Raw genomic sequence first — 8,037 nt, forward strand, 5'->3', positions numbered from 1 at the left:
CCTGCCTTACCCCTGCCGGGCACGCGGGTTGCGATACCGTCGTGGTCGTGACCAAACCCGCGACTCAGCGTCCCCGGCTGCCCAGCGTGGGACGGCTCGGCTTGGTCGATCCTCCGGCGGGCGATCGCCTGGCGCAGCTGGGTTGGTATGACCACGACGACCAGGCCCACGTCGACCTCCTGTGGTCGCTGTCGCGCGCGCCCGACCCCGACGCCGCGCTGCGCGCCCTGATCCGGCTGGCGGAGAACCCCGACACCGGCTGGGACGAGCTCAACGCCGCTCTGCTGACCGAGCGCCCGCTGCGCGGGCGGCTGTTCGCGGTGCTCGGCTCGTCGCTGACGCTGGGGGATCACCTGGCGGTGCACCCGCAGTCGTGGAAACTGTTGCGCGGCAAGGCGAAACTGCCCACGCGTGAGGAGCTGTGTGCGTCGTTCACCGCGTGCGTCGACGAGGCGTCGGCCGACCCCGCTGCGGCCGTGCCGCGCCTGCAAATCCTGTACCGGGACCACCTGCTGGTCCTGGCCGCGCTCGATCTGGCCGCGACGGTCGAGGACGAACCGGTGCTGCCGTTCACCGTGGTGGGCGCCCAGCTGTCGGACCTGGCGGACGCCGCGCTGGCCGCCGCGCTGCGGCTGGCCGAGGCGACCGTCTGCGGCGACCGGACGCCGCCGCGACTGGCGGTCATCGCGATGGGCAAATGCGGTGCCCGCGAACTCAATTACGTCAGCGACGTCGACGTCATCTTCGTCGGTGAGCGCGCCGACGCGCTGACCACCCGGCTGGCCAGTGAGATGATGCGGGTGGCCTCGTCGGCTTTCTTCCAGGTCGACGCCGGGCTCCGCCCGGAGGGCCGCAGCGGTGAGCTGGTCCGCACGGTCGAATCGCACATCGCCTACTACCAGCGCTGGGCGAAGACCTGGGAGTTCCAGGCGTTGCTGAAAGCCCGTGCGGCCGTTGGTGATTCCGAACTCGCCGAGCGGTACCTGAGCGCGCTGATGCCGATGGTCTGGGTCGCCTGCGAGCGTGAGGATTTCGTGGTCGAGGTGCAGGCCATGCGCCGCCGGGTCGAGCAGCTGGTGCCCGCCGACGTCCGCGGCCGTGAGATCAAACTGGGCAGCGGCGGGCTCCGTGACGTCGAGTTCGCGGTGCAACTGCTGCAGCTGGTGCATGGCCGCAGCGACGAGTCGCTGCACGTGGCGTCCACGGTGGACGCGCTGGCCGCGCTGGGTCAGGGCGGCTACGTCGGGCGCGAGGACGCCGCGAACCTGACCGCTTCGTATGAGTTCCTGCGCCTCCTCGAGCACCGGCTGCAGCTGCAGCGGCTCAAGCGCACCCACCTGTTGCCGGAGGCCGAGGACGAGGAGGCGGTGCGCTGGCTGGCGCGCGCCGCGCACATCCGGCCCGACGGGCGCCACGATGCGGCGGGCGTGCTGCGCCAGGAGCTGCGGCACCAGAACCTGCGGGTGTCCCAGCTGCACGCGAAGCTCTTCTACCAGCCGCTGCTGGAATCGATCGGCCCGGCCGGCCTGGAGATCGGGCACGGCATGACCGCGGAGGCCGCCGAACGGCAGCTCGCCGCGCTCGGCTACGAGGGGCCGCAGACCGCGCTGAAACACATGTCGGCGCTGGTCAACCAGAGCGGCCGGCGGGGCCGCGTGCAGTCGGTGCTGCTGCCCAGGCTGCTGAACTGGATGTCATACGCCCCCGACCCCGACGGCGGGCTGTTGGCCTACCGGCGGCTGTCCGAGGCGCTCGCCGCGGAGACCTGGTATCTGTCCACGCTGCGCGACAAGCCCGCGGTGGCCAAGCGGCTCATGCACGTGCTGGGCACCTCCGCCTACGTGCCGGATCTGTTGATGCGCGCGCCCAGGGTGATTCAGGACTACAGCGACGGACCGGCCGGGCCCAAACTGCTCGCGACGGACCCCGCCGCGGTGTCCCGGGCGCTGATCGCCTCGGCCGGCCGGCACCCCGACGCGGTGCGCGCGATCGCCGCCGCCCGCACGCTGCGCCGCCGGGAACTGGCCCGCATCGGGTCGGCCGACCTGCTCGGCTTCCTGGAGGTCACCGACGTGTGCCGGGGGCTCACCTCGGTGTGGGTGGCCGTGCTGCAGGCCGCGTTGGACGCCATCATTCGTGCCAACCTGCCCAAGGACGGCACGGCGCCGGCGGCCATCGCGGTGATCGGCATGGGCCGGCTGGGCGGCGCCGAGCTGGGCTACGGGTCCGATGCCGACGTGATGTTCGTGTGCGAGGCGGCGCCCGGTGTCGAGGATTCGGTGGCGATCCGGTGGTCGACGACGGTCGCCGAGCAGGTCCGCACACTGCTGGGCACCCCAAGCGTCGACCCCCCACTGGAAGTGGACGCCAACCTGCGGCCCGAGGGCCGCCAGGGGCCGCTGGTGCGCACGCTGGGTTCCTACGCCGCCTACTACGCGCAGTGGGCGCAGCCATGGGAGATCCAGGCCCTGTTGCGCGCGCACGCGGTCGCCGGCAACGCGGACCTGGGCCAGCGGTTCTTGTTGATGGCCGACAAGACGCGCTACCCGGCCGCCGGGGTGTCCGCCGAGGCGGTGCGGGAGATCCGCCGCATCAAGGCCCGGGTGGACGCCGAGCGGTTGCCGCGCGGCGCCGATCCGAACACGCACACCAAGCTGGGCCGCGGGGGATTGGCCGACGTCGAATGGACCGTGCAGCTGCTGCAGCTGCGGCACGCGCACGAGATTCCTGCCCTGCACAACACCTCGACGCTGCAGTGCCTCGACGCGATCGCGGCGGCCGAGCTGGTGCCCGCTGAGGAGGTCGACCTGCTGCGGCAGGCGTGGCTGACCGCCACGCGGGCCCGCAACGCGCTGGTGTTGGTCCGCGGCAAGCCGACCGATCAGCTGCCCGGGCCGGGGCGCCAGCTCAACGCGGTCGCGGTGGCCGCGGGCTGGCCGACCGACGACGGCGGGGAGTTCTTAGACAACTATCTGCGGGTGACCAGGCGGGCAAAAGCTGTGGTACGGAAAGTGTTTGGGAGTTGAGTCACGAAGCCGGCGCGTTGGACGCCGTATTCGAGGTGCTCGACGCGGCGGAGGCTGACCGCGTGACCGCCCTGTATGCGCCGTTGGCCGACGCCGTGCGCGAACTCATCGACGCCACCGTCCGCACCCAGGTCGACGACGACGTCGTCGCCCAGGCGCGATCGGCGATCCAGGCCGTCACCGAGTCCTTGCGGCAACGGACTCGGCCGCTCGGCGTGAGCTACCGCGTCAACGACCACCCGCTGCCGCTGGGCAACGCCGCCATCGGGGTGTGCAACCCGATCGCGCCGCCGGTGATCGTCCACCACGACGGGGGTGGCCGCTGCTCAAGCGAGTTCGTGCTCGGGACGGCATACGAGGGCCCGCCCAAGCTGGTGCACGGCGGCGTAAGCGCCCTGGTGCTCGACCACATGCTCGGCGAGGCGGCCAGCGAAGGGCTGTCCAAGGCGCGATTCACCGGCACCATCACCGTGAAGTACCTGCGCGGCACGCCGCTGGGCCCGCTTCGTTGCGAGGCCTGGGTCGAGAGCAAGGAAGGCCGCAAAGTGTTTGCGCGCGGCACCATTTCGGATGCCGCCGGGGTCACCGTCGAGGCCGAGGGAGTGTTCGTCGAGCCGGCGTGGGCGCGGGAAGCCGAATGAAGTTCTACATCAGCAGCGCCTTTCTGAACACCCGGGAGATCATCGAACTCGCCAAGGCCGCCGACGAACTCGGCTACGACGGCATCGGGATCCCGGATCACGTCGTCAACCTGGAGACCCTGGACACCCCGTACCCGTACACCAAGGACGGGCAGCGACGCTGGCAGCCGTTCACCGACTGGCCCGACCCGTGGGTCCTGGTGGGCGCGCTGGCCCAGGTCACCGCGCGGCTGCGCTTCGTCACCACCGTGTACATTCCCGCGATGCGCAACCCCTACTCGGCCGCCAAAGCCATTGGCACGGCGGCAGTTCTGGCGTCCGGCCGGGTGGCGCTCGGCATCGGCGTCGGGTGGTGCCGCGAGGAGTTCGCGTTGATGGGCGAGCGGTTCGAGGCCCGCGGGAAGCGGACCGACGAGATCATCGACTTGATGCGGGCGCTGTGGCGGCCGGGCTGGACGGAGTTTGAAGGGGCGTTCTATCGGACCCCGCGGCTGGAAATGGAGCCGACACCGCCGCCGATACCGGTGTATGTCGGCGGGCTCAGCGACATCGCGCTGCGCCGCGCCGCCCGCAACGATGGCTGGATCGGCGATCTGATCAAGACCGAGCGCGCCGTCGAGGCGGTGGGCAAGCTGCGCGAGCTCCGGGCCGAAAACGGTTTGTCGATGGACGATTTCACCGTCCTGACGCCGCTGACGGACGCCTTCACCACCGCCGACTACCGACGTGCCGCCGACGCCGGCATCACCGGCATCATCACCATGCCGTGGATGTTCTACGCGGGTCCGGATGCGTCGTTGGACGACAAGATCGACGGCATGCAGCGATTCCGGAAGGACCTGGCGCTCGGCGGTTAGGTCTTGGCCTTTTGCGGCTTCTTGACCCGGCCTACCGCGACACTTAACCTATGGCGACGACGCGCCGCAGACGTGCGCCATGGTTTAAGTCTCGCGAATTCGTCCGCGGCGGGTATCGGCTTGTAATCCCTTGTCGGCCTGGAAGAATGATCAGCATGCCAATCGGCCGGGTGCGTCCGGCGTCCGCGCGGGATGCCGAGGCGTGCCTTGTGATCTATCGCCCGTATGTCGAGGACACGGCCATCAGCTGGGAAACCGAAGTCCCCAGTGTGGGTGAAATGGCCGCCCGCATCGCCGACGCCCACGAGTGGCTGGTGCTCGAACGGGACGGTCAGGTCGTGGGTTTCGCCTACGGCCATGTGCTCAGGCGCCTGCCCAGCTTCCAGTGGTCGGTCGAGACCGGAATCTATGTCGAGCGCGGCCGCCACCGCAGGGGCGGCGGCCGCCAACTCTATACGGAGCTACTGCGCCGGCTTACGGCGCGCGGTTATCGGCGGGCTTTCGCCGGCATCACTCAACCGAACGAGGCCAGCAACGGGTTTCACCTGTCGTTCGGGTTTCGCGAAGCCGGCCTTTATCGTCGGGTGGAATGGAAACACGGCGGCTGGCACGACGTCGCGTGGATGCAACTCGACCTGGGTGGCCCCGCCGAAGCCGACGGGCCGCCCGGGCCGATTGTGTGATCGGTTAGCGGCCCCCGCCGGCTCCGCCGCCGATGAAGCCGCCGCCGGCTCCGCCGCCTACGAAGCGGCCGCCGCCGGCTCCGCCGCCGATGAAGCCGCCGCCGGCTCCGCCGCCTACGAAGCGGCCGCCGCCGGCTCCGCCGCCTACGCGGCTTCCGACCATTGTCTGTGCGGTGCTCATTGTCATGCGCTAGAAGCTAGCCCCCCATGCGTTGCGGCCGCAATACTTTTCGTCTGAACATTCGGCGTCGACCGCTTCTGTTGCGGCGGCTGGCTTTTCGTGTCGGGCGGCGCACCGCGGGATGGTCTTCTCGTGAAACGTCCGCGCTGACCCCGTTGTGCAGCATGTCTAACCGACGGGCTGTTCGCAGCAGGCCGTCTAGGGCATCTGAACTGTGATGGGCTGCCACATCAGTCACCGGTCGGGTGGTCCTGCGACCTCGGCCCCGGCCGCTAACCCACGGGCCGTCGCCAAGACGAAACCACCCGCGCGGCAGCTGCCGACGCGGGTGGGGTCGGTTGCGGCTTACACGTCGTAGTAGAGCGCGAACTCGTACGGGTGCGGGCGGATCTGCACCGGCAGGATCTCGTTCTCGCGCTTGAAGCTGATCCACGTCTCGATCAGGTCAGGCGTGAAAACGCCGCCCTCGGTGAGGTATTCGTGGTCCTCTTCCAGACGGTCGATCACCGCGGACAGCTGGGTGGGCGCCTGCGGGATGTTGGCGGCCTCCTCTGGCGGCAGCTCGTACAGGTCCTTGTCGACCGGGGCCTGCGGCTCGATCTTGTTCTTGATGCCGTCCAGCCCGGCCATCAACATCGCCGAGAACGCCAGGTACGGGTTGCCCGACGAGTCGGGGCAACGGAACTCGAGGCGCTTGGCCTTCGGGTTGCTGCCGGTGATCGGGATACGCACACACGCCGAGCGGTTGCGCTGGCTGTAGACCAGGTTGATCGGCGCCTCGTACCCCGGGACCAGTCGCTTGTAGGAGTTGACGGTCGGGTTGGTGAAGGCCAGCAGCGACGGGGCGTGGTGCAGCAGGCCGCCGATGTAGTGCCGCGCGGTGTCCGACAGGCCGGCGTAGCCGGTCTCGTCGTACATCAACGGGCTGCCGTCCTTCCACAGCGACTGGTGCGTGTGCATGCCGGAGCCGTTGTCGCCGAACAGCGGCTTGGGCATGAAGGTGACGGTCTTGCCGTTCTGCCACGCCGTGTTCTTGACGATGTACTTGTACAGCTGCATGTCGTCGGCGGCGTGCAGCAGCGTGTTGAACTTGTAGTTGATCTCGGCTTGGCCGCCGGTGCCCACCTCGTGGTGGCCCTTCTCCAGGCTGAAGCCGGCCTTGATGAGGTTCGACAGCATTTGGGCGCGCAGATCGACGTAGTGGTCCACGGGCGCGACCGGGAAGTACCCGCCCTTGGGGCGGACCTTGTAGCCGCGGTTGGGGGTGCCGTCGTTCTCGGTGGGCTCGCCGGTGTTCCACCAGCCCGAGATCGCGTCGACCTCGTAGAAGGAGCCGTTGGTGCGCGAGTCGAAGCTGACCGAGTCGAAGATGTAGAACTCGGCCTCGGCGCCGAAGTAGGCGGTGTCCGCGACGCCGGTGCTGATCAGGTAGTTCTCCGCCTTGCGGGCGATGTTGCGGGGGTCACGCGAGTAGGGCTCGAGCGTGAATGGGTCGTGCACGAAGAAGTTCAGGTTCAGTGTCTTGTATTCGGTGAACAGGTCGATCTGCGCCGTCGCGGGGTCGGGGAGGAGCAGCATGTCGGATTCGTGGATGGACTGGAATCCGCGAATCGAGGAGCCGTCGAAGGCCAGGCCGTCCTCGAAGACACTCTCATCGAAAAACGAAACCGGAATCGTGAAGTGCTGCATGATGCCTGGCAAGTCACAGAACCGGACGTCGACAAACTCGACGTCCTCGTCCTTAACGAGTTTGAAAACGTCGTCGGGCGTCGTTTCCGTCACAGAAATGCTCCTTTACTTGGTGAGATCCGCGGCCTGACGCTATGGAGCTGATGTTGCCCGCCAGTCAACCCCATGTTGCGCGCACGTTACGCGACCCATGTTGTTCACAAAGAGGCGCGGTCACAGGCGGGCTCTATTGTGGGGCCATGGATCGCTGGAGCGTATCTCTTCCGGTGCCCGGTCGCAGCATTCGGCCGGGGTTGCCGCACGCGCTGGTCGCCGAGTCGAAGCCCGGCCCCAGACGATGACGCCGAACTCGCCCCCCACCTATCCCGGCGAACGGTTGGGACTGCCGCAGACGGGACCGGGTTCCCTGGCCCCGATGGGACGCCGGCTGGGCGCGCTGATGATCGACTGGATGATTTCCTATGGGCTGGCGGCACTGGCCTTGCGCTTCGGCGTCTTCTCCGAGCACACGTTGGCGACGGCGGTGCTGGGCGTCTGGTTCGTGCTCGGGGTCGTCTCGGTGCGGCTGTTCGGCTTCACGCCCGGCCAGTTGACGCTGGGTCTGCAGGTGGTGACGGTCGACGGGCGCGGGGCGGTCGGCGTCGTCAGGGCGGTGATGCGGGGCGTGCTCGTCGGCATGGTCGTCCCGGCGCTGTTCACCGATTGGGACGGCCGCGGCATGCAGGACCGGTTGACGGCGACGGCCGTCGTGCGGCGCTGAATTTGGCGGACGCGGGGCCTAATGGCGGCGACCCGCCGCGCCCGGCTTCGCCGCGCTTGCGATCGCCGCGAAGCCTAATGGCGGCGACCCGCCGCGCCCGGCTTCGCCGCGCTTGCGATCGCTGCGAAGCCTAATGGCGGCGACCCGCCGCGCCCGGCTTCGCCGCGCTTGCGATCGCTGCGAAGCCTAATGGCGGCGAC

At 68.9% G+C, this 8,037-nt stretch carries 7 protein-coding genes; 5 read left to right on the plus strand and 2 right to left on the minus strand.

Going from position 1 to position 8,037, the window contains the following annotated elements; translation table 11 throughout:
* Positions 1-41: 41 nt before the first annotated feature.
* The 4 genes from A5695_RS22600 (at position 42) to A5695_RS22615 (ending at position 5,207) form a co-directional block, all read left to right on the plus strand.
* Positions 42-3,026, plus strand: coding sequence for a bifunctional [glutamine synthetase] adenylyltransferase/[glutamine synthetase]-adenylyl-L-tyrosine phosphorylase (locus A5695_RS22600; protein ID WP_068087528.1), 2,985 nt, complete (start codon positions 42-44; stop codon positions 3,024-3,026).
* A complete protein-coding gene (locus tag A5695_RS22605; RefSeq protein WP_068087531.1) occupies positions 3,023-3,667 on the plus strand; it encodes a PaaI family thioesterase in 645 nt (214 codons plus the stop codon). The genes A5695_RS22600 and A5695_RS22605 overlap by 4 nt, the downstream gene beginning before the upstream one ends.
* Entirely contained in the window at positions 3,664-4,524 is an 861-nt protein-coding gene (locus tag A5695_RS22610; RefSeq protein ID WP_068087534.1) for a TIGR03619 family F420-dependent LLM class oxidoreductase, read from the plus strand. Before A5695_RS22605 ends, A5695_RS22610 begins: the two co-directional genes overlap by 4 nt.
* Positions 4,525-4,679: 155 nt before the next feature.
* On the plus strand, positions 4,680-5,207 hold the full coding sequence (locus A5695_RS22615; protein WP_197515597.1) for a GNAT family N-acetyltransferase: 528 nt from the start codon (positions 4,680-4,682) through the stop codon (positions 5,205-5,207).
* A gap of 4 nt (positions 5,208-5,211) precedes the next feature.
* Here A5695_RS22615 and A5695_RS22620 read toward each other — a convergent pair whose 3' ends face one another.
* Complete coding sequence (locus tag A5695_RS22620; RefSeq protein WP_068087540.1) at positions 5,212-5,394, minus strand: hypothetical protein; 183 nt, start codon at positions 5,392-5,394, stop codon at positions 5,212-5,214.
* 339 nt (positions 5,395-5,733) lie between these two features.
* Entirely contained in the window at positions 5,734-7,170 is a 1,437-nt protein-coding gene (gene glnA, locus A5695_RS22625) for a type I glutamate--ammonia ligase (protein ID WP_068087544.1), read from the minus strand.
* Positions 7,171-7,414: 244 nt separating this feature from the next.
* Between glnA and A5695_RS22630 the strand changes: the two genes are divergently transcribed.
* Positions 7,415-7,837 carry an RDD family protein gene (locus A5695_RS22630; RefSeq protein ID WP_068087547.1) on the plus strand — a complete coding sequence of 141 codons (423 nt, stop codon included), beginning with the start codon at positions 7,415-7,417 and terminating at the stop codon, positions 7,835-7,837.
* Positions 7,838-8,037: the final 200 nt, after the last annotated feature.

Source organism: Mycobacterium sp. E1747 (assembly GCF_001667775.1).
Classification (GTDB): domain Bacteria; phylum Actinomycetota; class Actinomycetes; order Mycobacteriales; family Mycobacteriaceae; genus Mycobacterium.

Coding starts and splice junctions, on each gene's coding strand:
- A5695_RS22610 (WP_068087534.1), top strand. CDS start 3,664: ATGAAGTTCTACATCAGCAGCGCCTTTCTGAACACCCGGGAGATCATC.
- A5695_RS22615 (WP_197515597.1), top strand. CDS start 4,680: ATGCCAATCGGCCGGGTGCGTCCGGCGTCCGCGCGGGATGCCGAGGCG.
- A5695_RS22620 (WP_068087540.1), bottom strand. CDS start 5,394: ATGACAATGAGCACCGCACAGACAATGGTCGGAAGCCGCGTAGGCGGC.
- A5695_RS22630 (WP_068087547.1), top strand. CDS start 7,415: ATGACGCCGAACTCGCCCCCCACCTATCCCGGCGAACGGTTGGGACTG.